The sequence below is a fragment of the Rhizobium sp. 01T444 genome, assembly GCF_056398305.1.
In genome coordinates, this window is sequence record NZ_JBFTPD010000003.1 from 245,561 (window position 1) to 271,429 (window position 25,869).

Annotated in this window: 23 protein-coding genes; 10 read left to right on the forward strand and 13 right to left on the reverse strand. The window is 60.8% G+C overall.

The genetic code is table 11. The features are described from left to right. The first annotated feature begins 148 nt into the window (after positions 1-148). Positions 149-1,060, forward strand: a complete 912-nt coding sequence (locus tag AC1DTN_RS06715; protein WP_477920149.1) for an ROK family protein — start codon at positions 149-151, stop codon at positions 1,058-1,060. Positions 1,061-1,114: 54 nt separating this feature from the next. Here AC1DTN_RS06715 and AC1DTN_RS06720 read toward each other — a convergent pair whose 3' ends face one another. From AC1DTN_RS06720 to AC1DTN_RS06740, 5 genes are all read right to left on the reverse strand, one after another. Continuing rightward, positions 1,115-3,028 carry a beta-N-acetylhexosaminidase gene (locus AC1DTN_RS06720; RefSeq protein WP_477920388.1) on the reverse strand — a complete coding sequence of 638 codons (1,914 nt, stop codon included), beginning with the start codon at positions 3,026-3,028 and terminating at the stop codon, positions 1,115-1,117. Positions 3,029-3,181: 153 nt separating this feature from the next. Further along, positions 3,182-6,328, reverse strand: a complete 3,147-nt coding sequence (locus tag AC1DTN_RS06725; protein ID WP_477920150.1) for an efflux RND transporter permease subunit — start codon at positions 6,326-6,328, stop codon at positions 3,182-3,184. Positions 6,329-6,354: 26 nt separating this feature from the next. After that, positions 6,355-7,494: an efflux RND transporter periplasmic adaptor subunit gene (locus tag AC1DTN_RS06730; protein WP_477920152.1), complete on the reverse strand. Its 1,140-nt coding sequence runs from the start codon at positions 7,492-7,494 to the stop codon at positions 6,355-6,357. 50 nt (positions 7,495-7,544) lie between these two features. Next, positions 7,545-8,153 carry a TetR/AcrR family transcriptional regulator gene (locus AC1DTN_RS06735; RefSeq protein WP_439016654.1) on the reverse strand — a complete coding sequence of 203 codons (609 nt, stop codon included), beginning with the start codon at positions 8,151-8,153 and terminating at the stop codon, positions 7,545-7,547. Between the two features lie 148 nt (positions 8,154-8,301). After that, positions 8,302-8,733 (reverse strand): OsmC family protein, encoded by a 432-nt coding sequence (locus AC1DTN_RS06740; RefSeq protein WP_113320446.1) that lies wholly within the window; start codon positions 8,731-8,733, stop codon positions 8,302-8,304. 190 nt (positions 8,734-8,923) lie between these two features. Here AC1DTN_RS06740 and AC1DTN_RS06745 point away from each other — a divergent pair, with 190 nt between their 5' ends. The 4 genes from AC1DTN_RS06745 to AC1DTN_RS06760 all read left to right on the forward strand — a co-directional run bounded on the left by AC1DTN_RS06745 (position 8,924) and on the right by AC1DTN_RS06760 (position 12,248). After that, complete coding sequence (locus tag AC1DTN_RS06745; protein ID WP_477920155.1) at positions 8,924-9,664, forward strand: FadR/GntR family transcriptional regulator; 741 nt, start codon at positions 8,924-8,926, stop codon at positions 9,662-9,664. Positions 9,665-9,750: 86 nt separating this feature from the next. Further along, positions 9,751-10,899, forward strand: coding sequence for a galactonate dehydratase (gene dgoD / locus AC1DTN_RS06750; protein WP_477920156.1), 1,149 nt, complete (start codon positions 9,751-9,753; stop codon positions 10,897-10,899). A 95-nt stretch (positions 10,900-10,994) separates the two neighbouring features. Then, complete coding sequence (locus AC1DTN_RS06755) at positions 10,995-11,390, forward strand: DoxX family protein (RefSeq protein WP_477920157.1); 396 nt, start codon at positions 10,995-10,997, stop codon at positions 11,388-11,390. A gap of 78 nt (positions 11,391-11,468) precedes the next feature. After that, a complete protein-coding gene (locus AC1DTN_RS06760) occupies positions 11,469-12,248 on the forward strand; it encodes an SDR family oxidoreductase (protein WP_477920158.1) in 780 nt (259 codons plus the stop codon). 475 nt (positions 12,249-12,723) lie between these two features. Here AC1DTN_RS06760 and AC1DTN_RS06765 read toward each other — a convergent pair whose 3' ends face one another. Then, positions 12,724-13,941 carry an adenylate/guanylate cyclase domain-containing protein gene (locus AC1DTN_RS06765; protein ID WP_477920160.1) on the reverse strand — a complete coding sequence of 406 codons (1,218 nt, stop codon included), beginning with the start codon at positions 13,939-13,941 and terminating at the stop codon, positions 12,724-12,726. A gap of 71 nt (positions 13,942-14,012) precedes the next feature. After that, on the reverse strand, positions 14,013-15,035 hold the full coding sequence (locus AC1DTN_RS06770; protein ID WP_439016659.1) for a LacI family DNA-binding transcriptional regulator: 1,023 nt from the start codon (positions 15,033-15,035) through the stop codon (positions 14,013-14,015). A 106-nt stretch (positions 15,036-15,141) separates the two neighbouring features. On the opposite strand from AC1DTN_RS06770, the gene AC1DTN_RS06775 reads away from it, so the two are divergent. From AC1DTN_RS06775 to AC1DTN_RS06785, 3 genes are all read left to right on the forward strand, one after another. Beyond that, entirely contained in the window at positions 15,142-16,329 is a 1,188-nt protein-coding gene (locus tag AC1DTN_RS06775; RefSeq protein WP_439016660.1) for a phytanoyl-CoA dioxygenase family protein, read from the forward strand. A gap of 79 nt (positions 16,330-16,408) precedes the next feature. Beyond that, a complete protein-coding gene (locus AC1DTN_RS06780; protein WP_439016661.1) occupies positions 16,409-17,230 on the forward strand; it encodes an SDR family oxidoreductase in 822 nt (273 codons plus the stop codon). Then, positions 17,196-18,107 carry an SMP-30/gluconolactonase/LRE family protein gene (locus tag AC1DTN_RS06785; RefSeq protein WP_477920163.1) on the forward strand — a complete coding sequence of 304 codons (912 nt, stop codon included), beginning with the start codon at positions 17,196-17,198 and terminating at the stop codon, positions 18,105-18,107. Before AC1DTN_RS06780 ends, AC1DTN_RS06785 begins: the two co-directional genes overlap by 35 nt. A 2-nt stretch (positions 18,108-18,109) precedes the next feature. Here AC1DTN_RS06785 and AC1DTN_RS06790 read toward each other — a convergent pair whose 3' ends face one another. The 6 genes from AC1DTN_RS06790 to AC1DTN_RS06815 all read right to left on the reverse strand — a co-directional run bounded on the left by AC1DTN_RS06790 (position 18,110) and on the right by AC1DTN_RS06815 (position 23,559). Continuing rightward, positions 18,110-18,391: a MurR/RpiR family transcriptional regulator gene (locus tag AC1DTN_RS06790; protein ID WP_439016663.1), complete on the reverse strand. Its 282-nt coding sequence runs from the start codon at positions 18,389-18,391 to the stop codon at positions 18,110-18,112. Positions 18,392-18,461: 70 nt separating this feature from the next. Continuing rightward, entirely contained in the window at positions 18,462-19,211 is a 750-nt protein-coding gene (locus AC1DTN_RS06795) for a ThuA domain-containing protein (RefSeq protein ID WP_477920165.1), read from the reverse strand. A gap of 46 nt (positions 19,212-19,257) precedes the next feature. Further along, positions 19,258-20,340, reverse strand: coding sequence for an ABC transporter ATP-binding protein (locus AC1DTN_RS06800; protein WP_439016664.1), 1,083 nt, complete (start codon positions 20,338-20,340; stop codon positions 19,258-19,260). 19 nt (positions 20,341-20,359) lie between these two features. Further along, positions 20,360-21,271, reverse strand: coding sequence for a carbohydrate ABC transporter permease (locus tag AC1DTN_RS06805; protein WP_477920167.1), 912 nt, complete (start codon positions 21,269-21,271; stop codon positions 20,360-20,362). 1 nt (position 21,272) lies between these two features. Beyond that, a complete protein-coding gene (locus AC1DTN_RS06810; protein ID WP_477920169.1) occupies positions 21,273-22,160 on the reverse strand; it encodes a carbohydrate ABC transporter permease in 888 nt (295 codons plus the stop codon). Between the two features lie 106 nt (positions 22,161-22,266). Further along, on the reverse strand, positions 22,267-23,559 hold the full coding sequence (locus tag AC1DTN_RS06815; protein WP_477920170.1) for an ABC transporter substrate-binding protein: 1,293 nt from the start codon (positions 23,557-23,559) through the stop codon (positions 22,267-22,269). Between the two features lie 202 nt (positions 23,560-23,761). On the opposite strand from AC1DTN_RS06815, the gene AC1DTN_RS06820 reads away from it, so the two are divergent. Together AC1DTN_RS06820 and AC1DTN_RS06825 are read left to right on the forward strand one after the other, a co-directional pair. Next, positions 23,762-24,766 carry a Gfo/Idh/MocA family protein gene (locus AC1DTN_RS06820; protein WP_477920172.1) on the forward strand — a complete coding sequence of 335 codons (1,005 nt, stop codon included), beginning with the start codon at positions 23,762-23,764 and terminating at the stop codon, positions 24,764-24,766. 10 nt (positions 24,767-24,776) lie between these two features. Beyond that, positions 24,777-25,775, forward strand: coding sequence for a LacI family DNA-binding transcriptional regulator (locus AC1DTN_RS06825; RefSeq protein ID WP_477920174.1), 999 nt, complete (start codon positions 24,777-24,779; stop codon positions 25,773-25,775). Positions 25,776-25,869 lie beyond the last annotated feature (94 nt).

The window sequence follows — 25,869 nt, forward strand, 5'->3', positions numbered from 1 at the left end:
TGCCCATGCAATATGCCAATAGCATGACCTTGGCGGATGAAATTATCAGCTCATAACGATCAGGCTTTGTTCATTTATCGAATAATCCTTGTAATTCGCCGCCAAGAGTGCGAGCAGACGCCGAGCACAGACAATTGGCAGACATCAGATGATTATTTCATTCGATATCGGAGGCTCCGCCATCAAGGGCGGGATTGCGCGTTCGGAATCCGACATCGTACCGCTTGGCCGCCGCCCGACCCCCAAGGATGACTTCCCGGCTTTCGTCGAGACGCTGAAGAGCATCATCGCCGAGACCGGCGAACAGCCCTCGCGCATTGCGCTCTCGATTGCCGGTGTCGTCGACCCGGACACGCAGCGCCTCATCGTCGCCAATATCCCCTGCATCCACGACCGCAACCTCGCCGCCGACCTGGAGGATGAACTCGGCCTGCCTGTGCTGATCGCCAATGATGCCGATTGTTTCGCCATGGCGGAAGCCGAACTCGGCGCCGGTCGCGGCCATCGCATCGTCTTCGGCGCCATCCTCGGTACTGGCGTCGGCGGCGGTGTCGTCTCAGATGGTCGCCTCATCAATGCGTCGGGCGGTTTTGCCGGCGAGTGGGGCCATGGCCCGATCATCGCATCGCAAGCCGGCACTCCGCCGGTCGCCATCCCTGCCTATGCCTGCGGCTGCGGCCAGAAGGGCTGTGTCGATACCGTCGGCGGCGCACGTGGCCTCGAACGCCTGCACAAGACGCTGCACGATCTCGACCTCTCCAGCGAGGAAATCATCGCCAACTGGCGCAATGGCGAGGAAAAGGCCAATCGCACGATCGACGTCTATGTCGATCTCGTCGCCTCGCCACTAGCACTCGCCATCAACATCACAGGCGCAACCATCGTGCCCGTCGGCGGCGGTCTTTCGAATGTGGAGCCGCTTCTGGCGGAGCTGGATCAGGCGGTGCGCGCTCGTATCCTGCGGAAATTCGATCGCCCGCTGGTCGTGCCCAGTGAATGCCGTATCGAACCGGGCCTGATCGGCGCGGCCCTTCTGGGCCTCAAGGCTGAAGCTGCATAGTGAAATTCCAATAAAACGGTGCGGCGCTTTGCTGGATCGCGTAGAAACAGAGTTCTAAAGCGTCGGCCACATCCGGACGATCGCGGCAAAGCGCAGCCAGTCCTTCCGCAGACAGGGAGTCCAGGCCGCTTCGGCGATGGCCGGCAGCCGCGGGAAGACCAGCCTATTGAAATAGGCCCGCGAGACGAAATTCTCGCCCCATATACAGGCCTGGATACCGCGCATCCGCTCTCTCAGCTCCTCCGGCAATTCGCCTTCGGCTTCGTAAGCATAGGTCTTTTCCGGTGGCGTGAAGCCGGCCCAGCTGGCACCCGGCTCTCCCCAGTCTTCTGCCTGCGCCATGTCGAGGTAGTAGGCCTGACCCGGCGTCATGACGATATCATAACCCTCACGTGCCAGCTCGATGCCGACTTCAGGTTTTTCCCAGGCCATCAGCAGCGTGCCCACGCGATCAACGCCGCCGCCCTGAGAAACCTCGTTCCAGCCGGCAAGCTTCTTGCCGCGCTCGGCAAGCATCGCCTTGATCCGTCGGAGGAAATAGGATTGCAGTTCAGCCGTACCCGCAAGCTTCTCACGCTCCATCAACGTTCTGCAAAGCGGCGAGGCAAGCCAGGAGCCATGTGGCACCTCGTCGCCGCCGATATGAATATATTCGGACGGAAAGAGCGGGAGCATTTCGTCGAACACCTTGCCGAGGAACTCATAAGTGAATTCGACCGCTGGATTGAGCGCATTGTTTGGATATCCCTGCACCGACCGGTAGCCGTCCGGCGCCTCCTGTCCATCGACGAGCTGCGGTAGGGAGAGGAGTGCGGCGGAGCTGTGACCGGGTATATCGATCTCCGGCACGACTTCGACACGCAKCATGCCTGCATGAGCAACGACCCCTTTGACATCATCCTGGCTGTAAAATCCTGAACGTGGCTCCGCGCCATCGCCGAGCTGCGGCAACAGAACTTCGTCAGGCCCGCGCTTCGCACCGATCTCCGTAAGCTCGGGATAGGCCTTGATCTCCAACCGCCAGGCTTCATCGTCGGTCAGATGCCAGTGAAAAATATTGAGCTTGTTCCAGGCGAGGATATCGATCAGCCGCTTGATATCAGGGACCGGATAAAACTGCCTGCTGACATCGAGATGACAGCCGCGCCATACGTAGCGGGGTTGATCGGCGATAGTGCCGAAGACCGGAAACTGGAAGGTTTCCGGATCATGGCGCGCGCCATGGAGCATTTGCACAAGACTGATCAACCCGTAAAGCAACCCGGCCGCATCATCGGTACCAAGAATGATCTCCTGTGCCGTGAAACGCAGCTCATAGGCCGCCTCCATGATCGAGGATTCCCCCCTGAAGCGGATCTGTCGGCCCCCCTGAACCGGCTGCAGCGTGAAAGGCACGTTGTCCGCCGGAAAGAGCCGCTGGTAGAGGGCGAGCACCTTCTCCACGGCCCTGATATTCTTGGCACTCGAGCCGGCTGCCGGATAAAGTGCGACGGGCGGCACATCGCCCGGCCGCAGCGACAGGTGCAAGGGCCAGGGCAGCAACGAATATGGCTCAGTCACCTCACCCTTCGGCAGAAGCTCTGGCAATTCGCCGCGCTCCGCACCATCGAGCATCAGATCGCCAAAGCTGACGGGCACGTGCCGGCCATCGGCTAGCGTGAGGTAGGCGGATTTGATACCCGACGTGACATGTTTCGGGCCGTTCGTCAGGCCTTCCACCGTAAACTGCCAGCGGCCACCTGGCTTGATGGTGAGCCCCTCGGGCGGAGAATACTCATGAAAATTCGCCACGCGCCGCTTGAGTGTCGCACCCTCGGCGACATGCTTGTCCGCCACGCGGGTTAACGACGTGTAGGCAAGCGTAAAGCCGGACAGCGGCTTGGCGGACAGATTGAATAGCGTGAAGGTGAAACGCCCAAAGCTTCCTTCGACCGGACTCCAGCTCGCTTCCAGACGGTAATCGGCCACGGTCATACCTCCCTCCAGCTTATATAGAGCGATCTTTACTCCCGTTTAGCGCCACCGTCTTCTCGGCCGCTGGAAAATATCAGGCTGTACCGGCTACCTGCCGAACCCTATGGGCCGAAACAAAAATGGCGCGGCCTCGACCGCGCCATTGCCTCATTCGGCTGCCAATGCCGGCGGATGATGGATATCCCCATCCGCCTCTTCCTGGTTGGCATTGGCATGTTCGTTATTCCTGGCCTTCGGCTCACGACCGAAGAACAGGGCATAGCCGGCCGGCAGCACGAGGATGGTCAGCACGGTGGCGACCAGGATGCCGCCCATCATGGCGTAGGCAAGCGGACCCCAGAAGACGCCGCGCGAGATCGGAATCAGCGCAAGCACGGCCGTCAGCGCCGTCAGCGTGATCGGCCGGAAGCGGTTCACGGCCGCGCTGATGATCGCCTCCTGCCTGTGCATGCCCGCCTTGATATTCTGGTCGATCTGGTCGACGAGAATGATCGAGTTGCGGATGATGATGCCGAGCAGCGCAATGACGCCGAGGATCGCCACGAAGCCGAAGGGAGCACCGCTGATCAGCAGGGCCGAAGCCGCGCCGATAATGCCGAGCGGACCGGTGGCGAAGACCAGCATCGCCTTGCCGAAGTGCTGCAGCTGCGCCATCAGCAGGATCATGATGACGACGAGCATGATCGGCGCCTTGGCGGCAATCGAGGCCTGGCTTTCGGCCGAATCCTCCGCACCGCCCTGGATCTCGATCTTGTAGCCGGCAGGCAGGCTGTCGCGCAGGTCCTGCATGTCGTTATAGAGCTTGGTCACGACGTCGTTCGACTGGACATTGTCGGGCAGGGTTGCACGTACCGATATCGTCGGCAGGCGGTCGCGCCGCCATTCGAGGCCCTGTTCAACGACAGGCACGACCTTGGCGATCTGTGAGACCGGAACGAAGCCGCCGAAATCCGTCGGCACATAGACCGAGTTGACGGCCGAGAGCAGCGAACGGTTCGCGTCCGGCTCGCGGGCGACGATCGAGACCGTCTCCTCGCCATCGCGGAAGTCGTCGAGCGGCGCGCCGGACATGGCGGTCTGCAGCATCTGGCGAACGCGCTGCGAGGTGACGCCGAGTGCGCGGGCACGGTCCTGGTCGATGACCAGCTTCATCGCCGGCACCGGTTCCAGCCAGTCGTCATGAACGGCACCGAGTATCGGATCCCTGGTGAAGCGCTCCTTCACCTGATCGGCAATCCTGCGCACTTCGGCACGATCCGGACCCATCACGCGCATCTGCACCGGCCAGCCCGTCGGCGGGCCGAGGAAGAGACGATCGACCTTGCCGCGGATGTCGGGGAAATCTTCGGCAAGGATCGTCCTGAGCTTGGTGATCAGCCGTTCGCGGGCCGGCTCGTCATTGGCCATGATCAGGAGCTGGGCATAGTTCGGGTTGCGAAGCTGCTGGTCGAGCGGCAGGAAGAAGCGCGGCGCACCTTCGCCAATATAGGTGGCGATAAACTTCTTGTCGGGATCGTCCATCATCTTGGCTTCCAGCGCCTTGGCTTCGACTTCCACCTGCTTGATGCTGGTGCCCTCGGGCAGCCAGAGATCGACGAGGATTTCCGGACGCGAGGACTGCGGGAAGAAGTTCTGCGGAATGAACTGGAAGCTCCAGAGGCTGGTGACGAAAGTGGCAAGCGTCAGCGCAAGTACGATGACGCGATGGCGCACTGCCCAACCGACCGTACGACGCAGGCCGCGATAGAAGCGGGTATCGAACACGTCATGATGTTCGCCGGCATGCTTGCGCTGCTTGAGGATCATGTAGCCGAGCCAGGGCGTGAAATAGACGGCCACGAACCAGGAGGTCACCAGCGCAATGCCGACGACATAGAAGAGCGAGCGCACATATTCGCCGGCCGTCGATGCCGCAAAGCCGACGGGAATGAAGCCGGCCGTGGTGATCAACGTACCCGTCAGCATCGGGAAGGCGGTCGAGGAATAGGCGAAGCTCGCCGCGTCGATCTTGACGAGACCCTCCTCGAGCTTTCGCTCCATCAGTTCCACGACGATCATCGCATCGTCAACCAGCAGGCCGAGTGCGATGATCAGCGCGCCGAGCGAAATGCGCTGCAGGTCGATGCCGAGTTCGTACATGATGGCAAAGGTCGCAGCCAATACCAGCGGAATGGCGATGGCGATCACCAGACCCGAGCGCCAGCCGATCGACAGGAACGAGACGATGAGCACGATGGCGAGAGCTTCGCCGAGCGCATGCATGAATTCGCTGACCGCATCGGTCACGACGTCAGGCTGGTTGGAAATCTGGTCGACAGAGACGCCATAAGGCAGCGAGTCCTCGAAGCGCTTGTAGGTCGCGTCGACGTCCTTGCCGACGTCAGTGACCTTGAAGCCCTTGGCCATGACAACGCCGACCTGCACGCTGTCGTGACCATTATAGCGGTACTTGCGCTGGTAGGGATCTTCGAGGCCGGAGGTGACGGTGGCAATATCGCCGAGGCGTGTCACCTGATTGCCGGAGCGCAGCCGCAGTTCGCGGATATCTTCCACCTTGTGGACATTGCCTTCGACCGAGATGCGCACCGAACGCAGACCGGTATCGACATTGCCCGCAGGATCGACGGCATTCTGGCCCTTGATGGCATTCTGCAGGTCGAGGATCGTCAGACCGCGCTCGGCGAGCGCCTTGGAGGAGACGTCGATATAGATCTTCTCCGGCTGGTCGCCGATGATGACTGCCTTTTCGACACCCGGCGTTGTCAGCAGCATGTCACGCGCCTGGATCGCGTACTTTTTCAGCTCAGGATAGGAATAGCCGTCGCCGCTGATCGAATGCAGCGTGATGAAGGTATCGCCGAATTCGTCGTTGAAATACGGGCCGAGCAGGCCCTGCGGCAGGTCGCCGCTAATATCGCCGACCTTCTTACGCACCTGGTAGAAGGCATCGGCCACCTGGGCGGAATCCGTATCGCCCTTCACCTGCACGGTGATGATCGTGCTGCCGGCACGTGTATAGGACTTTACCCAGTCGAGATGTGGGGTTTCCTGCAGCTTGCGCTCGATCTTGTTGGTGACCTGGTCTTCCATGTCCTGAAGGGAGGCGCCCGGCCAGAGCGCTTGGACGACCATGACGCGGAAGGTAAAGTCCGGATCTTCCTTCTGGCCCATGCGCGTCAGGCCGAGCACGCCGGTGATCAGGATCAAACCGAAAAGGAAGCGTGCGATGCCCGGATGGCCGATCGCCCAGCGCGAAAGATTGAAGGGGCGCTTTTCAGTGCTGTTGGCGTCCATGATCCTGTTCCCTCTCCTTGAGCCGTTCAGCGGACGGCTGCGTCCGTTTCGGCCGAAGCCGATTGCTGATCGGGAAGCTTGACCTTCAGGTTTTCGCTCATGAATTGGGTACCAGCGGCAACGACGAGATCGCCATTGTCGAGCCCATTGGTTACGCGCACGCCATCACCAGTGAAATCGGCGACCTCGATGCCACGGGAGTGTACGGTCGCTGTCCCGCGATCGACGGTCCAAACGACCTTCTTGCCGTCCTTCTGCGCCAGCGCGCTGAGCGGAATGGAGACATAGGTATCGCTGTTGCTGACATCGGCCTCGATCGTCGCCGTCATGCCGAGCAGCACGCGCGGGTCGTTCGGCAGGCTGACACGCACAGCGAAGGTGCGCGACTGCTGGTCGGCGCTGCCCGCGACCTCGCGAACGGTGCCATCAAGCACCAGCTTGTCATCGGACCAGAAGCTCGCCTTCACGGTTTTGCCGGGCTTGAACTGGGCGATATCGTTTTCCGGCACCGCGATCTGCACTTCCTTCTCGCCATCGACGGCAACGGCAACGACGGGCGTGCCGGATCCCACGACCTGTCCGACATCGGCATTGATGGTGGTGACGATACCGCTGTGGTCCGCCTTGAGTTCCGTATAGCTCACCTGGTTCTTCGCCTGGTCGAGCGCGGAAGCCGCAGCATCCCGGCTCGAAATCGCCTGGTCATGGCTGAGCGAAGCCTGCTCGACCTGGGATTTCGGCGCGACATTCTTGTCGAACAGCTGCTCGGCGCGGCGGTTGACGAGATCAGCGGTCTCGACGGCTTTTTCGGCAGCGGCGAGATTGGCGTCGGCAGTCTTCACCGCAAGCTGGTAGTCGGTCGAGTCGATCCGTGCGAGAACGTCACCCGGCTTCACCTGTTCGCCGATATCGACGAGACGCTCGGTGATCTTGCCGGCGACGCGGAAGCCGAGGTTCATTTCCGTGCGCGCCCTTACCGATCCGGAATAATCCAGCGTACGGGTATCGCCGGCCTTGGCGATTTCGACCACCTTGACCGGACGGATAACGTCCTTGACCTCTGCCTTTTCTTCCGTGCAGCCGGCGACGCCGAGCCCGACCGCGCTAAGGAGCGCGAGGCTCATGACGGACGGCACGCGGTTGCTGAAGGTCTTGAGCGAAAACATCTTTCGCACTCCTGATCGTTTCGGGTTTTTCTTGACGGTCTTTGCCGCGCTTATTTTCTGAGTGCCCTGATCGCAAATTCGATCAGTTCGTCCACGGTCGCCCGGTTTGTCTTGGCAAGACATTGGGCAACCATTTGCGGGTGACAGAGATTGATGGTCGCCGCTCCGAAGCAGCGGGAGGCGACCTCGGGGTCCTGGTCGGCGAATTCACCGGCAGCGATGCCGTCGCGGATAACGTCGGCAATCAATGCGTGAATGGAGTCGATGTGCTTCTCGATGACATGCCAGTCGCGTTCGATCGCGACGATCACCATCTCATGCACTTTCTGCTGATCGAGCATGGTGTCGAGCGTCAGCTGATACTGGCTGCGCACGAACTGGCGCAGCCGGTCGGGAGCGCTGATCTTCTGATCGCAGATATTGGCTGCAAGCTCATAGCTCATCGCCAGCATGCGTCCGCAGATCGCCTGGTGGATCTCAACCTTGGAGGCGAAGAAACGGTAGATATTGGCAGGCGACATGCCAAGGTCGCGGGCCACATCCGCGACGGTCGTCTTGGAATAGCCGTAGTGGCGGAAAAGCCGCTCGGCCGCATCCAGGATGCGGGTGATATTTTCCTGCCGTGTGACGTCCAGCGTATTTTCCGCGATGTCATTCATGGTTTCAGGCCCGATACTAACGACTGACGAATTTTGAATTTCGTCAGTCGTAAAATATCATCCTTCATTTGTCAATGATTTTGCGATGCAAACAAAAATGCCGCAGCCTGGGCAGCTGCGGCATAGCAACGAAAACAGGTTTGAAAGATCAGACGAGCTTGACGTCGAGCGTGATAGGAACGGCAGAAAGTGCCTTGGAAACCGGGCAACCAGCCTTCGCCATGCCGGCAAGTTCTTCGAACTTCGCCTGGTCGGCGCCGGGAATGCTGCCCGACAGAGACAGGTGGATGGCGGTGATGGCAAAACCGCCTTCGACGCTCTCCAGCGTCACCTTGGCCGACGTTTCCATATGGTCAGCCTTGAGGCCGGCTTCGCCGAGGATCAGCGACAGCGCCATGGTAAAGCAGCCTGCATGGGCAGCGCCGATAAGCTCTTCCGGGTTGGTGCCGGCAATGCCTTCGAAGCGGCTTGCGAAGCCGTAGGGATAATTGCTCAACGCGCCGCTCTGGGTCGAGATCTGCCCCTTGCCGTCCTTGAGACCACCTGACCACTGGGCCGAAGCTGTACGATTGATCTGCATGCCGTCCTCCTGTTTCGATTGATTTTCGAAGCGTTGCGCCGCTCCACCGCGAAGGACACTCTGCCCTTACGACCGGCAATATAGTCCTCTATCCGCGGAAGACGACACCAGATTGAATGCCAATCATCATACAAGAGCATTGTTTATGTATGATGATTGCTTTAAAAGACCGGTCACGAGGAGCCTTTCGATGCAGCCTGCAGCAAGACGCGACGAGAAGAGTTCGGCGCCCGAGCGCCGGCCGCGCGTTCGCCGTAATGTCACGGCGGCGATTGCTGAAGATATCTGCGCCAACCGCTATGCCGTCGGTACGCTGCTGCCGCGCGAAAACGATCTCTGCGAACTCCATGGCGTCAGCCGCACCGTCATCCGCGAATCCCTGAAGGTTCTGGAATCCAAGGGACTTGTGCGCGGCAAGCCGCGCATCGGCACCACCGTCTGCGACAAGGATGAGTGGAATATCCTCGATCAGGATGTGCTGGAATGGATGGGACCGCATCTGCGCGATTTCGACTTGCTTGCCAGCATTCTTGAAGCCCGCCGCACCATCGAGCCGGCTGCCGCCGAATATGCTGCAAGCCGCGCGACCGCTCAGGAGATCGCCAATCTCGACGATGCCTGGCAGCGTATGCAGTCGGCGAGCGACGATTCCGAAGCCTTTACCGAGGCGGATCTCCTCTTCCATACGGTGCTTCTCAAGGCGAGCCATAACCAGGTCTTCCATCGCCTCGCCAGCGCCATCCATGCCGCCCTGAAATTTGCGCTCCACGCCTCGAATCTCGCCATGCCTGATCACCGCGAGGCGCTTGCCCTGCATGGCAAGGTGGTCGAGGCACTGCGTCTACGGGACTCCGCAGGCGCACGCGATTGCGTCAACCGAATTCTCGACCTCGCCAAACGCGACCTGACCGCCGCCGGCCGAACGAGATAACGAAATGACGAAATAACAGAACTCAGAACAATATCGGCGGCTCGGCCGCTGATGGGAACACGAAGCGAAACGAGAGCACGATTTCCATGAAGATCACCAAACTGACCACTTACATCGTCCCGCCGCGCTGGCTGTTTCTGAAAATCGAAACCGATGAGGGCGTCGTCGGCTGGGGCGAGCCGGTCGTCGAAGGTCGTGCTCTAACCGTCGAGGCCGCTGTTCACGAGCTCGCCGATTATCTTGTTGGCAAGGACCCCTTCCTGATCGAAGACCACTGGACAGTCATGTATCGCGGGGGCTTCTACCGCGGCGGCGCCATCCACATGTCGGCAATCTCTGGCATCGACCAGGCGCTCTGGGACATCAAAGGCAAGGCACTCGGCCAGCCGATCCATTCGCTGCTTGGCGGACAGGTGCGCGACCGCATCAAGGTCTATTCCTGGATCGGCGGCGACCGCCCCTCCGACGTCGCCCGCAACGCCAAGGACGTCGTTGCCCGCGGCTTCAAGGCGATCAAGCTCAACGGCTGCGAAGAAATGCAGATCGTCGACACCAACGAGAAGATCGACAAGGCGGTCGAAACCATCGCCACCATCCGCGAGGCGATCGGCCCGCATATCGGCATCGGCGTCGATTTCCACGGCCGTGTGCACAAGCCGATGGCCAAGGTTCTCGCCAAGGAACTCGAGCCCTACAAGCTGATGTTCATTGAGGAACCGGTCCTCTCAGAGCATCGCGAAACCCTGAAGGAAATCGCCAATCATTGCTCGACACCGATCGCGCTCGGCGAACGCCTCTATTCCCGCTGGGACTTCAAGTCGGTTCTCTCCGACGGCTATGTCGATATCATCCAGCCCGATCTTTCCCATGCCGGCGGCATCACCGAATGCCGCAAGATCGCCGCCATGGCCGAAGCCTATGATGTGGCGCTCGCTCCGCATTGCCCGCTCGGTCCCATCGCGCTCGCCGCCTGCCTGCAGGTCGACGCCATCTCCTACAATGCCTTCATTCAGGAGCAGAGTCTCGGCATCCACTACAACAAGGGCAACGACATCCTGGACTACATCTCCAACAAGGAAGTCTTCCAGTATGCCGATGGTTTCGTCTCCATTCCGCAAGGCCCTGGCCTCGGCATCGAAGTGGACGAAGCCTATGTCATCGAGCGCGCCAAGGAAGGCCACCGCTGGCGCAACCCGATCTGGCGCCACGAAGATGGCAGCTTCGCCGAATGGTAATCAGAAGGGCCGCGAAAGCGGTCCTTTTTCATTCGCCCTGTCGGATATCGGGCGCTTCACCCGTCATAGTGGAAGCTCAAAGAGGAGATTTCACAATGGCCAGAGCAATCGCAATCATCATTGCCCGCATCATCTTCAGCTTCATCTTTTTCATGGCTGCCGGCTTCAAGTTTGCCGATATCGGCGCGACGGCAGCCTATATCACCGCGGCCGGCTTTCCGGCGGCGACATTCTTCACCTGGATCGCCGCCTTCTTCGAGATCGCGCTGGCGCTCGCCTTCATCACAGGCGCCTTCTTCAGCGAGGCAAGCCTGCTCGCAGGCATTTACGTGATCTTCCTCGCCTTTTCCTTTCATGGCCCGTCGCTTTGGCAGCAGAATCAGGCCGAGTTCGGCTTCTTCGTCGATCACTTCAGTTTCCTAGCGGGCCTGCTCTTCGCCGCCGTTCACGGACCGGAAAAGTGGGCGCTTCGCCATAGCCTCCTGAAATAGTCCTCAACGCCACACGCTCCGGAACCAAGAGCCGCCCCGATCATTGCCTTTACCGGCAACCGCAAAGAGGAGCGGCTCATGGAGTTGCAGGGAAAGATCGCATTGGTGACCGGCGCAGGCTCGGGCATCGGCAAGGCAACCGCATTGAAGCTCGCGGCAGAAGGCGCAAAGGTGGCGGTGCTGAGCCGCACCGAAAGCGAAGTGCAACAGACCTGCAAAGAAATCGTCGCCGCCGGCGGCCAAGCGATCGAACTGACCGCCGATACCAGCGATGAAGCGCAGATGCGCAAGGCCATCGACAGGACGACCGAAAGCCTCGGCGGCATCGACATCGTCGTCGCCAATGCCGGCATTAACGGCGTCTGGGCGCCGATCGACGACCTCAAGCCCGACGAGTGGGATCAGACTATGGCCGTGAACCTGCGCGGCACTTATCTAACCCTGCATCTGACCGTCCCTTATCTGAAGATGAACGGCGGCTCGATCATCGTCGTCTCCTCGATCAACGGCACACGCACCTTCACGACGCCGGGCGCCACGGCCTATACCGCCACCAAGGCCGGCCAGGTCGCCATGGTGCAGCAACTGGCGCTGGAGCTCGGCAAACACGGCATCCGCGTCAACGCCGTCTGCCCCGGCGCGATCGACACCAGCATTTCCTCCAACACCACATCGCGCCATCGCGAGGAAACCGAAGTGCCCGTCATCTGGCCGGAAGGCGAAATCCCCATCACCGGCGGCAGGGCGGGATCAAGCGAGGATGTCGCCGAAACGATCCTCTTCCTCGCCTCCGAACGCGCCAGGCATATTACCGGCACGCCCGTCTGGATCGRCGGCGGACAGGGATTGCTGCGTTAGAGCCTTTTGGTCAGAGCAGGATTAGGTCATCCACCATGTGCATAGGCTGCAGAGACTGCATAGGCATTTTTGGACGTACGTGGGAAAATGTCAGTCATTCACATGACAGATAGATAATCCAACATTTCCTAGAAAGCGTGGGGAAGTGCCTATGCAGCCCCGGCAGCCTATGCAGGCACTGAAGCCTCGCAGATCCTGCCTAAGCTTGAAGCCTGTCGTGCGAAAATGTGAAACGATCCGCAACGGATCCGGTCCATCGCTCGGGCAATGAATTCGAGTCGCCTATGCCTCCGGCCGACCGAATCATCGGCAGTGCGCATAGGATGCATAGCTTGCATAGGTTTTTTCCTACCTACGCGGAGAAATGTCAGACATTCACATGACAAGGAATCTGACATTTCCTAGAAAGCGTCGGAAAGTGCCTATGCATCCTATGCATCCTATGCAGGCCCTGAGCGCTGATGGATCTTGCTGCTCAACCGTTCAGCCGCGCGCTTTCCAGCGTGTAAAGCAATTGCGGGCGCTTGACGCCGCGCAGAGCATAGCGGCCGATACAGGCGAGAAGATTGCGCTCCGCCTCGGGGATCGCCGCTTCGAAATCCGACGACATCAGCACGTTGAGATCGACCGAACGGCAGATCGAGGCAATGCGGCTCACCTCGTTGACGGCCGGGCCGATGACCGTGAAATCAAGGCGGTCCTGGCTGCCGATATTACCGTAGAAGACATCGCCGATATGCAGGCCGATATAGACATCGGTCGTCGGCCGCCGGTCCACCTCGCGCGCCGCGTTCAGCGCCGCAAGCTTCTGCCGCAGCAGACGCTCCGCCTGCAGGGCCGCAGAACAGCTTTGCGCCGGATCCTCGCCCTTGAAGATGGCGAGCACGCCGTCGCCGATCAGCTTCAGCACATTGCCGCCGGCCTCATGGATCGCGGTGATCACCACCTCGCTATATTCGTTGAGCAACGGGATGATCTCTTCCGGGGCGGAATTGTCTGAGATCTTCGTGTAGTTCAGCAGATCGGAAAACCAGAGAGCGGCCGAGATCCGCTCGGATTTACCGCGCGAGATCTTGCCCTCCATGACCTGGCGCGCCGCATCCTCGCCGAGATAGACCTCGGCGATGGTGCGGGCGATGCGGGCAAGCGCCACGCATTTGATCGCGAGCCCCAGCACCGGCACCAGCTTGCGCAGGATGGCGAGATCATGCTCCGAGAAGCCTTCGGGATGCTTGGTGGAAAAGTGCGAGAAGAAACAGTCCATCTCGCCGATCGTGCCGGCCTCAGCGAAGCGATGCGCCATGGCGACATAATCGGTATGGCCCGACGCATGGATCTGTTCCAGCATGATGAAATCAGTCGGATCGCCGAATCCTATTCTCCGTCGCACCTCTTTGGTGCCTGTTGTCCAGAGATGATAGAAAGCCGAGCGACGCCAGGTATCCAGTCCCTGACCTTCGCTCGAAGGTCCGTATTCGAACTCACCTTCGAAGGCCTCTGAATTGTCCCAGCGGAAGGCCCGGCCTTCATGGACAGGATGAAGCGTATCCATCAGCGCCATGGCACGATCGAGCCGCATGCCGGCCTTGCGGCAGGCCTGRCAAAAGCCGATCAGCAACTCCGCTTCAGACACGCCATTCAGGCCCTGTTCCGTCACCCAAGCCGCAATTGTGCTGACGTCGCTATAGTCCATGCGCGCTCCTCATTATCACCAAGCTGTAGCGTGAATCTGCCGCCGATGGAAAGACAATCAACCCGAACAGACTATTGCAGAGCCGGCATATTGTAGGGCGTGACGATTTCGACGGCCGAAAACGCCGCCTGCGCCGTCCTGCCGGCAGGGATAGTGCGGGCCATGATGGCGCGAAAGGCCGAACGCGCATCTGTCCTCAGATCGTGATGCAGCACGAAATCGATCCGCCGTTCGGCAAGCAGAGCGCGGTTGTCGGCATCGAGATCATGCGCCACGAAAATCGAGACCGGCCGGCCCGCTGCCTCGAAGGCCGCAAGCACCGCGCGATTACCGCCGCCGACCGAATAGACGGCGTTGATTGCAGCATCTTCCGCAAGGGCGGCAGCAACGAGCGTGCCGGTCGCAGCATCTGTGCCATGCCCTTCGCTCACCTCGATAATGCCGATCGACGGATAATGGCCTCGGATCACCTGGCGAAAGCCGATCTCCCGCTCCTCCTCGCCGCGGAACCGGCCGCTCGACAGCGTAACCAGCGCCTTGCCGCCGGAAGCCCCGATGAGCCGGCCGATGAGATAGGCGGCCGTCCCGCCGGCCGCCCGGTTATCGGCGCCGGCATAGGCGGAGCGCGCCGAATTCGGCAGATCAGTGACGAGGGTGACGACCGGAATATCGACAGCATCGAGCCTTGCGACGGCCGCGACGATATCGGGCACATCGGGCGCCTTCAGCACGATGCCATGCGTACCGCGCAGCCGGATACGATCGAGAAGCTGCACCAGTTCCGCCGCCCGCATCACTTCGGCAAAATGAAACCGGCAGCGGAAGATGGTCGGCAGGAATGTCGCGACCTCTGCTTCGAAAGCTGCCCGCACCGCCGTGCTGAACCTGTCAGGCGTCTCCATGACGATATCGATGGTGAGCTTGCGGCCGGCCACATCGGCGCCCGCCTGTTTCTCGAGCTCGGCGATCGCCGCCTTGACCCGCATCTCGGTCTGCCGCCTGACACCCGGCCGGCCGTTCAGCACCCGGTCGACGGTCGCCGTGCTGAGCCCGGCCTGGAAAGCGATATCCTTGACGAGAAAGGGATGGGCCATGCCGCAGTCATACCCCGGCGTTCTGATGGATTTTTGATGGATTCCTGATCTATATCAGGATCGTCAGCGGCGTATAGTCCATCCATCGGAAATGGAGGATCACCCGATGAAAACCGACGACCCGCAAAAACTGCGCGCCGACCGCGTCTGGCTGACAGAGGACGCCTGCGATCTCGACGATTTCCGTGCGCTCGCCGAAAAGACCACTATCCTTGCCGACTATCCGACGGCCTCAGCCGTCGAGAAGAACGTGCTGATCTATGACAGCCCTAAGGTGATCGAGGCGGTATCGACGCCGGAAGGCCGTAGCGCCATTCTCGCCGAAATCTGCGAGGCCTTCGGCATCGGCCCCGGCGTGGTCGTCTTCAAACATGCCTACGAAGACACCGGGGTCATTGACCGGGCGAGCGTGATCTTCGACGAGATCATCGAGGAGCAGCACCGCACCTCGACCGGCGGCGGCGACCATTTCGCCAAGCCGGGCGCCAACGACCGCATCTGGAACTCGCTGGAAAAACACTGCCTGGCCGATCCTGAGAATTTCGCCCGCTACTACGGCAATGCCATCGTGGCGCTGGCAAGCGAGGCATGGCTTGGCCCACATTATCAGATGACGGCGCAGGTCAACCGCGTGAACCCCGGTGGTGCCGCACAATCGGCCCACCGCGACTATCACCTCGGCTTCCAGTCATCCAAGGTGATCGAGCAGTTCCCCGCGCATGTTCACCGCCTCTCGCCGGTGCTGACGCTGCAGGGCGCGGTTGCTCATTGCGACATGCCGCTCGAAAGCGGCCCGACGCTTTTCCTGCCGCACAGCCAGACCTATCAGCCGGGCTACCTCGCCCTCAAGCGCCAGGAATTCAAGGATTACTTCGACCAGAACCATATCCAGCTGCCGCTGGAAAAGGGCGATGTCGTCTTCTTCAATCCCGCCCTCTTCCATGCCGCCGGCACGAACCGCTCGAAGGATGTCAAGCGTGTGGCGAACCTGCTGCAGGTCTCCTCTGCATTCGGCCGGGCGATGGAAACCGTCAATCGCGAGCGCATGAGCGCAAAACTGTTCCCTGCCCTCAAGGCGCTGAAGGGCAAGCTTTCGGCAGGCGAGATCGCCAACGCCGTCGCCTCCTGCGCGGAGGGCTATTCCTTCCCGACCAATCTCGACCGCGACCCGCCGCTCGGCGGCCTCGCGCCGAAGACACAGGCCCAGCTGATGCACGAGGCCCTCGCCGAAAACTGGAGCGACCACACCTTCACCGAGGCACTTGCCGAACAGGCAGCCAGGAAGCTGAGCTGACACGGCCATCACAACACCATCATCCCAGAGCCCCTTACCGCCGGTAAGGGGCCATTCGCATATCAGGAGGAAAAGACACATGAGCACGGATTACGCCCGCCTCGACGGCAAGATCGCCATCGTCACCGGCGGCACACAGGGCCTCGGCGCCACCATCGCCCGCCTCTTTGCCGAACGCGGCGCCAAGGGCATCGTCATCTGCGGCCGCAACGAGGCCAAGGGCAAGGCGAAAGCCGAGGAGATTTCGTCAAAGACAGGCGCGAAGGCAGTCTACGTCAAGGCCGATCTCGGCAAGGTCGAGGACGCGCAAAATGTCGTCCATGTCTGTGATCAGACCTTCGGCCGCGTCGATGCTCTGGTCAATGCCGCTGCCATCACCGACCGCGGCACGATCCTCGATACCAGCCCCGAGCTCTTCGATGCCATGTTCGCGGTCAATGTCCGCGCCCCCTTCTTCCTCATGCAGGAAGCGGTCAAGGTTATGCGTCGCGAGAAGATCGAAGGCACCATCGTCAATATCGGCTCCATGTCCGCCAAGGCCGGCCAGCCCTTCATCGCCGCCTATTGCGCCTCCAAGGGTGCGCTGGAAACGCTGACCAAGAACACTGCCTATGCGCTGCTGCGTAACCGCATCCGCGTCAATGGCCTGAATATCGGCTGGATGGCTTCCGAGGGCGAAGACCGCATCCAGAGAGAGTTTCACAAGGCTTCGGATGACTGGCTCACCAAGGCCGCCGCAAGTCAGCCTTTCGGCCGGCTTGTCGACCCGGAAGAAGTGGCTCGCGCCTGCGCCTATCTCTCGTCAGCCGAATCCGGCCTCATGACCGGCTCCGTCATCTGCTTCGATCAGTCGATCTGGGGCGCCTATGACGGTTCGCCGCATCCTGTTGCCGCGCTTTGAAAATTCACGGGCGCTGATCGCCGGTAGCGCGGTACTGGAAGAACTGTACAGAGGCTGCCGCTGGGCCGAGGGTCCGGTCTGGTTTTCCGATCTGAACTGCCTTCTTTGGAGCGACATTCCGAACGAGCGCATGATGCGCTGGGTGCCGGATGGAACAGTCTCCGTATTCCGCTCGCCTTCCAACTACGTCAACGGCAATACCCGTGACCGGCAAGGCCGTCTCGTTTCCTGCGAGCACGGCGGACGCCGTGTGACCCGCACTGAGCCTGATGGACGCATTACCGTTCTTGCCGACAGCTACAACGGCAAACGGCTGAATTCGCCGAACGACGTCGTGGTCAAATCCGACGGGTCGATCTGGTTTACCGATCCAAGCTACGGCATCATGTCAGACTACGAAGGCCACAAATCTCCGGAAGAGCAGGAAAGCCGCAACGTCTACCGCATCGACGCCGCAACCGGCGAGATCGAAGCCGTCGTCACCGATTTCATCCAGCCGAACGGCCTCGCCTTCTCGCCCGACGAACGCCAGCTCTTCATCGCCGATTCCGGCTCCTCCAATCACGAAGTCCCACGCCATATCCGCGTCTTCGATGTCGTGGATAGCCGCAAGCTGACAAACAGCCGCTATTTCTGCTCGATCGACAGCGGCGTGCCGGATGGTTTCCGTTTCGATGTCTCCGGAAATCTCTGGACGAGTGCGGCCGACGGCGTGCACTGCTTTGCGCCTGACGGCACGCTGATCGGCAAGATCAAGGTGCCGCAGACCGTCTCCAACATCACCTTCGGCGGCCCGAAGAAGAACCGCCTCTTCATCACCGCGACGCAATCGCTCTATTCGATCTATACGACGACGAACGGCGCGCAGTACCCGTAAACCTATCCTTTGCGGACTGCGGCCCTGAGACCTTGTTGGAAAACCTGCTTCATCTCGGCAAAACCGTCAAAGCCGAGATGATGCGCAAAGCGGATGACGCTGGTCTGCGAGACATTGCAGCGCTCGGCAATCTTCTGGCTGCTTTCGAAGGCGAAGACATCGGGCCGCTCGGCGGCAAGCCTCGCCAGCGTATCGAGCCGCTGCGGCAGATCGCGATGGATGGAAACCCAGAATGCCTTGCTGAGAAAGGCATCTCCATCAGCCTTCATCGAAACAGTCTGCATTTCTGCCTCCATCGTTTACCCCTCGCGGAGGCCGAAGCCATCATGACCCCAGCCCCCGCGGAGGAACTATTTAAGCCTTCACCTTGTCCGGCCGGCCATGCAGCGGCTCCTTGCGGTGCCAGTTTTCGAGGACGCGGCCATCCGTGTGCTTCTGCTGCGCCCAGCGGATGCCGTTCGAGATGACCTTGTGCACGGTCTTGTCGTGATAGATCGGATAGGTCTCATGGCCGGGGCTGAAGAAGAAGATACGCCCGCGGCCGCGCTGGAAGGTGCAGCCGCTGCGGAACACTTCGCCGCCGGAATACCAGGAGATGAAGACCAGCTCGTCCGGCTGCGGAATGTCGAAGGGCTCGCCATACATTTCCGAGGCATTGACCTCGAAATAGGGCGGCAAGCCCTCTGCAATCGGATGCGAGGGATTGACCACCCAGACGCGTTCCAGATCACCTTCCGGTGTTTCGCGCCAGGAGAGGTTGGCATTGGTGCCCATCAACCGGCGGAAGAGCTTGGAGTGATGGCCGGAATGCAGGACCAGCAGGCCCATGCCCTTCAGCACCCGCTGCTGGACGCGGTCGATCAGCCCGTCGCTGACCTCCTCATGCGCCATGTGACCCCACCAGAGCAGCACGTCGGTATCGTTGAGCACGGAATCCGGCAGGCCTTCATCCGGATCGTCGAGCGTGCCGCGGCGGATCTCGAAATCGGGATGGGCGATACCGGCGGCGATCGCGCCGTCGATACGATCAGGATAGATATCCTGAACTTCCTTGTGGACCCGTTCGTGGCGTCCTTCGTTCCAGATCGTGACCTTGATTGTCATGCTATTCCTCGATGTTCTGGGCCTCGATGTTTCAAGCCCTAATAGTTCAGGCGGTCGCCGACCGGATGACCCGGCCGGCGGAATCAAACAGATGGCAACCGGCGCGCTCTGCCGTCAGCGACACACGATCGCCGGGACGGATGGTCATGTCGCCCTCGGTGCGCACGACGATCGGCTGCTGCTGCGAACCGACCGTCAGATAGGTCTCGACGCCGAGCCGCTCGACGATGACGACCTCGGCCGAAAAATCGCCCTGCCCCTGCGGTGCGAGCTTCAGATGCTCCGGCCGGATGCCGAGTTTCGCCTCGCCCTGCGGCACGGCGCCATTGGCATCCGAGAGATCGATGGCAAGGCCGAGCGGGCTTTCCAGATGCACCTTGCCGGCATTCCGACGCGTCGCCGTCATCGGCAGCACATTCATTTTCGGCGAGCCGATAAAGGTCGCGACGAACTCGTTTTCCGGCTGGTGATACAGCTCCATCGGCGCGCCCTGCTGGGCGACGACGCCCTTGTTAAGCACCACGATGCGATCGGCCATCGTCATCGCCTCGACCTGATCGTGCGTCACATAGACGACGGTTGCCTTCAGCTCGCGATGCAGGCGTTGCAGCTCGGCGCGCATCTGCACGCGCAGTGCCGAATCGAGGTTCGACAGCGGCTCGTCGAACAGGATCAGCGACGGCTTCTTGATGATGGCGCGGCCGATCGCTACGCGCTGGCGCTGGCCGCCGGAAAGGGCTGCCGGCTTGCGGTTGAGATAGTCGGTCAGCTGCAGGATTTCGGCGACGCCCTCGACCTGCTTCTTGATTTCGGCTTCCGGCACCTTCTTGAGGCTCAGCGAAAAGCCGATATTTTCCGCGACCGTCATATGCGGATAGAGCGCGTAGGACTGGAACACCATGGCGATGCCGCGCTTATCTGGCGGCACATCGTTGATGCGCTGGCCGTTCAGCACCAGATCGCCCTCGTCGATACCTTCGAGGCCGGCGATCATGCGCAACAGCGTGGACTTGCCGCAGCCGGACGGGCCGACGAACACGGCGAATTCGCCGTCTTCCACTGTGATATCGACGCCCTTGATGACTTCGAGCGCGCCGTAGAATTTGCGAACGTTTCTGAGATTGATCATTCGTTTCTCTTTCTTGATCTCAGCCCTTCACACCGCCCGCGAAGGTCTGGACGAGGAAGCGCCGCGCAAAGCCGAAGGCGACGACGGCCGGCAGCAGGTAAATGAAGGCGAGAGCCGTCAGCAGGCCGTAATCGATCTCGTTGATACGCAGGAAGGCGCGGAAGAGACCGAGCGGCAGCGTCTGCAGCTCCGGCGACGACAGGAAGATCAGCGGCAGCAGGAAATCGCCCCAGGCCGACATGAAGGCAAAGAGGCCGGCAGCCGCAAGCCCGGGCATCGCAAGCGGGATCAGGACGCGGCGGATGCGCTGCATCATCGTCGCGCCATCCATGACGGCCGCTTCCTCATAGTCGCGCGGCAGGCCGTCGAAGAAGGTCTTCATGATCCAGAGCCCCAGCGGCAGCTGCATGGTGGCAAGCACCAGCATGATGCCGAGATAGCCGTCGATGAACCCGGTCCACCGCATGATATCGCGGGCATAGCTGCCGAAGATCGGCCTGAGAATCGCGCCTTCCGCATTGTTCAGCGTCAGCAGGAACTTGTAGAGCGGCACGACGAGTGCCGTCGGCGGCAGCACGCGGATCAGCAGGATCGCGTAGAGGAACGGCAGCTTCCACCAGGCCCGCGTGCGCGACAGCGCATAACCGCCGAGCCCCGCCAGAACCATGACGATAAGCGTCGCGCCGCCGACCACGAAGAGCGAGTTGAACAGCCATTTCGCCCCGTCTTCCTTGGTGAAGACACGCACATAGTTTGCGAGCGTCCACTGCTCCGGCCAGCGCAGGAAGAGCTGTGCATTGCCGTCGAAGGAGGCAAGCAGCACCCAGAAGAAGGGCACGGCGCAGAAGATCGAGATGATCGACAGCGTTGCATAGGCAAGCACGTCGGAGCGGGTCTTGTTAGCCCCTTCGCTCGGAGAAATAACGGCCATGTCAGACCTCCACTTTCATGGCGCGCACATAGCCGATGCCCAGGACCAGCGAGATGAGGAGCGCGACGACCGCGACCGCAGCGCCGTAACCGAGCTGGAAGGCCGTAAACGACTGGTTATAGATATAGATGCTGACCACCTCCGTAGCTCCGCCAGGCCCGCCGCGCGTCAGCGCATAGACGAGGCCGAAGACGGCAATGGTGGAGACGGCCGAGATCAGCATGTAGAGCAGGATCGTCGGCATCATCAGCGGCAGGGTGATGCGGCGGAACATCTGCGAGGGTGTTGCGCCATCCATGCGCGCCGCCTCGTAGATCTCGGAGGGAATAGTGCTGAGGCCGGCCGTCAGCAGGATCATCGCTGTCGCAATACCGCGCCAGGTATTGACGATGATGATCATCGACAGCGGAAAGGCATTCAGCCAGTCGGCAGGATCGATGCCGAAAAAGGCGACGATGCGCGACAGCGTGGCATGCTCGCCGCCGGCAAGCATCGAGATCCACATGAAACCGGCAACGACTTCGGGGGCAGCATTCGGCAGCAGAATGATCGAGGAGAAAAATTGCCGGAACCGGATCGGCCGGCGCAGCGCTATCGCCGAGATCAGCCCGAGCACGAACTGCCCGATGACGGCCGAACCCATGACGAAGACGAAGGTAACGAACAGCGAGTTCCAGAACTTCGCATCGTTGAGCAGACGCGTGTAGTTGCGGATGCCGACGAAGCGCGGCCGCAGCGCCGCAGCCCCCGTCAGCGCCTCATTGGTGAAGCTCAGATAGACGGAATAGAGAGCGGGATAGATCACGAAGGCCAGAAGCAGGATCAGCGACGGCAGCAGAACCAGCAGGAGTTGGCGCTCGGTTCGCTTTTCATGAGAGTTTCGGGCCATTGAAGCTCACAACCTTATCGAATGAATCCGGCTTATCGAATGAAAGCGGGAAGACGCGGCGATCATGCCGCGTCCCCGTCCTGGGCGGGAGAAAGATATCAGCGGCTTACTTGACCATGTCGTCGCCGAGCGTTTCCTTGACGTAGTCGACAAGGATCTTCTGGGCGCCGGCAGCGTCGGTCTCCTTGCGCAGTAGGGCTTCGGTGGCGCGTGCCACACCCTCGGCAACCGTGCCGAAGCCGGAAGCCTGTTTCAGGAAGACGCCGTTTCCGGCAGCAGCATGGATCGGAACCAGTTCCGTCAGCTTCTGGAATTCAGGATCCTTGGCAGCATCCTTGCTGGCCGGAATGTTGCCGATGCGGGCGGCATAGGAAACCTGCGTTTCGACCGAGCCGATTTCCATCAGCGCCTTCTTGGCCAGGTCCACATTGGCCGACTTGGAGTTGACGGCCCACGGAGCGGCGAGGTTGGCAAGCACATACTGGCCGCCGCTCTGGCCCGGAACGGTCCAGGTGCCGACGATCTTGGTCACGTCAGGGATCGGGTTCTTGCTCTCGCGACCCCAGTCGAAGATGTAGCACCAGGAACCGCAGGTGGTGGCGGCAAGCTTGCCGGCCGGGAACATCTCATACTTCGGCACGACCCAGGGCTCCGGTCCGAGCAGCGGCTGCACCGGCATCAGATCCTTGTCGATCAGCGTCTTGTAGACATCGAAGACATCCTTTACGCCTTCGCCGTTGAGATCGAGCTTGCCGTCAGCATCGACCAGCTGCGGCGTCTTGGAGCCGACGAGCAGGTGCTGGAAGCCTTCGTCGAAGGCGCCGCTGCCCCAGGAAACACCGGCCGGGAAGAGCAAGCCGTAGGAACCGGTCTTCTGCTTCACCTCGGCGGCGCGGTCGAGGAGCTCCTGCCAGGTCTTCGGCTGTTCCGTGGAAATGCCGGCCTTTTCGAGAACGTCCTTGCGGAAATAGATTTCCTGGATGCCGAGCATGAACGGCATCACATAGGTTTCTCCGTCAGGGCTGACGGCGAGCTGCTTGGCAACGTCATAGAAGTTCGCGTAGCCGTCCCAAGCTTTGAATTCGGCGGTCACAGGAGCGAGGTAGCCGGCTTCAACCATATCGGCGACGGCAGCCGTCGTCGGGATGGAGAAGAGATCGGGTGCATTGCCGGCACCGAGCTCGGTCAGAAGCTTGGTGAGATAGTCTTTGTCCGGCGCCGGATATTCGACAACCTCGACCGTTACGCCGTATTTTTTCTCGATCCGCTCAACGGTCGACTTCATCGCGTCGATGCCGGCCTGACCGTGATTGGCGATACGAATTGTTTCAGCATGCGCCAGCGTCGAAACCGCGCTGAGCAGGATGGCGCACAGGCCACCGATAACCGTCTTCTTCAACGGAAGTCCTCCCTTTTTTCGAGCCACGGCGCCCTCCAGCACCGGTGAGGAAAATGTACACGCATTCTGAATACTGACAAGATGATTTTTAAATCCTTTATCGCCGCAAAATTATCTAATTGATTTTACTGTATTATTTATGACTTGCATCAAATGCACCGTTTGTGTAATCGTTTGCACAACGATATCAGGGAGGATTTCGATGTCTCAGAAATTGCGCCTCGGCGTCATCGGCGCCGGCTTGAAAGCGGCTGAATATGCAGAGAGCTGGGCGAAGATGCCGGAAATTGAATTCGTAGCGCTTGCTGACACCAGCGAGACCTCCCGCAAGCGGCTGATTGACGTCTGCACGGCGGCCGGCGCGCCGGAGCCGAAGGGCTTCGCCGATTACCGGGATCTGCTCACAAAACGCCGCGACGAACTCGACATCATCTATGTCTCGACCCCGCACGCTTCCCATGCCGAGCAGGCGACGGCCGTCGCCGAAGCCGGCCTCGATCTCTTCCTTGAAAAGCCGATGGTGACCACGGTCGCCGAGGCCGAGACGCTGATCGCGGCACAGAAGAAGAGCGGCGTGACAATCGTCACCGCCTTCCAGGGCGGCCTGTCTCCGTTGGTACTCGACACCCGCAAACGCGCGCTATCAGGCGAATTCGGTGAATTGATCGCCATCTCCGGAATGATCTGGGAAAGCTGGTCTTCGAACTATGACGGGCACTGGAAGCAGCAGCCGGAAATCTCCGGCGGCGGCTTCATGTTCGATACCGGCGCGCACATGATGAACACCGTCTGCCTGCTCGGCAATTCCGATTTCGACAGCGTCTCCGCTTATATGAACAATCATGGCAAAAAGGTCGATATCGCCACCGCCGTCTCCGCCCGGCTGAAGAACGGCGCGCTGGCGACCCTGACTGCCGCCGGCGAAGGCCCTCCCGGCTGCGCCTCCTACATCACCTTCTTCTATTCGAAGGCGATCGTGCGTATCGACGCCTGGGGTGGCTGGCGCGAAATCAGCGTTGGCCGTACCAGCGAACCGCGCGAAGAGGCCGAGATTCTCGGCAATCCGATGAAGAATTTCCTCGCCATCCGCGCCGGAACGATGGAAAACTCCGGCTCCGTTGAAATGGGTCTCAGATTCGCTAGGCTCTGGGATGCAATCAAGGAATCGGCAGCGGCCGACGGCGTACCCGTCAGGATCACCGCATAGGCGCAAGACGATGAGCGGAACGAACAGACGGCGGATCACCTCGAAGGAACTGGCGAAACTCGCCGGTGTCTCCTCCGCGACGATATCGAGGGCTTTCTCGCCGGATTCCAGGATCGGCAGCGCCACGCGTGACCGCATCCTCGCCGTTGCCCGTGAATATGGCTATCAGCCGAATGCGATCGCCCGTTCGCTGAACAACCAGCGTTCGCGTCTTGTCGCGCTCGTCGTCAACGCCATCGGCAACCCCTGCGAGGCCGAGGAGCAGCAGCTTCTCGTCCATCGCCTGCAGGCCCGCCAGCTCCTGCCCATCATTCTCTGCTGCGCCGATCATTCGGATCGGCTGCAGCTCATGCGGCTTGCCTCGACCTACCAGGTGGATCACGTCGTCATCTTCTCCGACATGGTGTCGATGCAGGACGCCGTCGACATCTTCCACACGACGAAGCCGATTATCGTTTCCTTCGAGCCGTTGGAAAACGAGGATGTCTCCAACATCCGCATTGACGGCGCCGGCGGCGCCGGCGAGATCATCGACAAGATCGTCGGCGACGGCAAACGGCGCTTCGCCTATCTCTCCGGCACCAAGTCGAGCTGGATCGACAAGCTGCGCCGCAAGTGGTTTGCCGACGCTCTGGCGCGTCACGGCCTTGCCTTCGAAGCGGAAGCCTTCGGCGACTATTCCTACGATTCCGGCTTCAAGGAGGCCGTCCTGCTGCTGCACCGTTCCAAGGTCGATGCCATCATCTGCGGCAACGACGTGATGGCGATCGGCGCGCGCGATGCCGCCCGCCGCGTGCTTGGAAAGAATACGCCTGAGGATATCGCCATCGTCGGCCAGGATGGCATTGCCATGGCCGCCTGGGACTGCAACGACCTGACGACGCTGAGCCTCGACCACGTGGCCTTCATGGACGCGGTCGTCGAGGTGATCGAACGCCATGAGGCCGGCGATGAAGGCCCGCACAGCATTACGCTTGCCTGCACACCCCGCTGGGGTTCGACCGCCTGAGGGGACGGCTCCAGTCATTAGCATCGAGGAGGAATATCGATGATCACCCTTTCACGCGCTGCTGCCAGGCGCCGCCTCTCCCCTGCCGCCTGCC

What these genes read in the sequence shown, in the direction of transcription:
- AC1DTN_RS06715 (WP_477920149.1), top strand. Translation starts at nt 149, where the DNA reads ATGATTATTTCATTCGATATCGGAGGCTCCGCCATCAAGGGCGGGATT.
- AC1DTN_RS06725 (WP_477920150.1), bottom strand. Translation starts at nt 6,328, where the DNA reads ATGGACGCCAACAGCACTGAAAAGCGCCCCTTCAATCTTTCGCGCTGG.
- AC1DTN_RS06730 (WP_477920152.1), bottom strand. Translation starts at nt 7,494, where the DNA reads ATGTTTTCGCTCAAGACCTTCAGCAACCGCGTGCCGTCCGTCATGAGC.
- AC1DTN_RS06735 (WP_439016654.1), bottom strand. Translation starts at nt 8,153, where the DNA reads ATGAATGACATCGCGGAAAATACGCTGGACGTCACACGGCAGGAAAAT.
- AC1DTN_RS06740 (WP_113320446.1), bottom strand. Translation starts at nt 8,733, where the DNA reads ATGCAGATCAATCGTACAGCTTCGGCCCAGTGGTCAGGTGGTCTCAAG.
- AC1DTN_RS06745 (WP_477920155.1), top strand. Translation starts at nt 8,924, where the DNA reads ATGCAGCCTGCAGCAAGACGCGACGAGAAGAGTTCGGCGCCCGAGCGC.
- dgoD (WP_477920156.1), top strand. Translation starts at nt 9,751, where the DNA reads ATGAAGATCACCAAACTGACCACTTACATCGTCCCGCCGCGCTGGCTG.
- AC1DTN_RS06755 (WP_477920157.1), top strand. Translation starts at nt 10,995, where the DNA reads ATGGCCAGAGCAATCGCAATCATCATTGCCCGCATCATCTTCAGCTTC.
- AC1DTN_RS06770 (WP_439016659.1), bottom strand. Translation starts at nt 15,035, where the DNA reads ATGGCCCATCCCTTTCTCGTCAAGGATATCGCTTTCCAGGCCGGGCTC.
- AC1DTN_RS06775 (WP_439016660.1), top strand. Translation starts at nt 15,142, where the DNA reads ATGAAAACCGACGACCCGCAAAAACTGCGCGCCGACCGCGTCTGGCTG.
- AC1DTN_RS06780 (WP_439016661.1), top strand. Translation starts at nt 16,409, where the DNA reads ATGAGCACGGATTACGCCCGCCTCGACGGCAAGATCGCCATCGTCACC.
- AC1DTN_RS06785 (WP_477920163.1), top strand. Translation starts at nt 17,196, where the DNA reads ATGACGGTTCGCCGCATCCTGTTGCCGCGCTTTGAAAATTCACGGGCG.
- AC1DTN_RS06790 (WP_439016663.1), bottom strand. Translation starts at nt 18,391, where the DNA reads ATGCAGACTGTTTCGATGAAGGCTGATGGAGATGCCTTTCTCAGCAAG.
- AC1DTN_RS06795 (WP_477920165.1), bottom strand. Translation starts at nt 19,211, where the DNA reads ATGACAATCAAGGTCACGATCTGGAACGAAGGACGCCACGAACGGGTC.
- AC1DTN_RS06800 (WP_439016664.1), bottom strand. Translation starts at nt 20,340, where the DNA reads ATGATCAATCTCAGAAACGTTCGCAAATTCTACGGCGCGCTCGAAGTC.
- AC1DTN_RS06805 (WP_477920167.1), bottom strand. Translation starts at nt 21,271, where the DNA reads ATGGCCGTTATTTCTCCGAGCGAAGGGGCTAACAAGACCCGCTCCGAC.
- AC1DTN_RS06810 (WP_477920169.1), bottom strand. Translation starts at nt 22,160, where the DNA reads ATGGCCCGAAACTCTCATGAAAAGCGAACCGAGCGCCAACTCCTGCTG.
- AC1DTN_RS06820 (WP_477920172.1), top strand. Translation starts at nt 23,762, where the DNA reads ATGTCTCAGAAATTGCGCCTCGGCGTCATCGGCGCCGGCTTGAAAGCG.
- AC1DTN_RS06825 (WP_477920174.1), top strand. Translation starts at nt 24,777, where the DNA reads ATGAGCGGAACGAACAGACGGCGGATCACCTCGAAGGAACTGGCGAAA.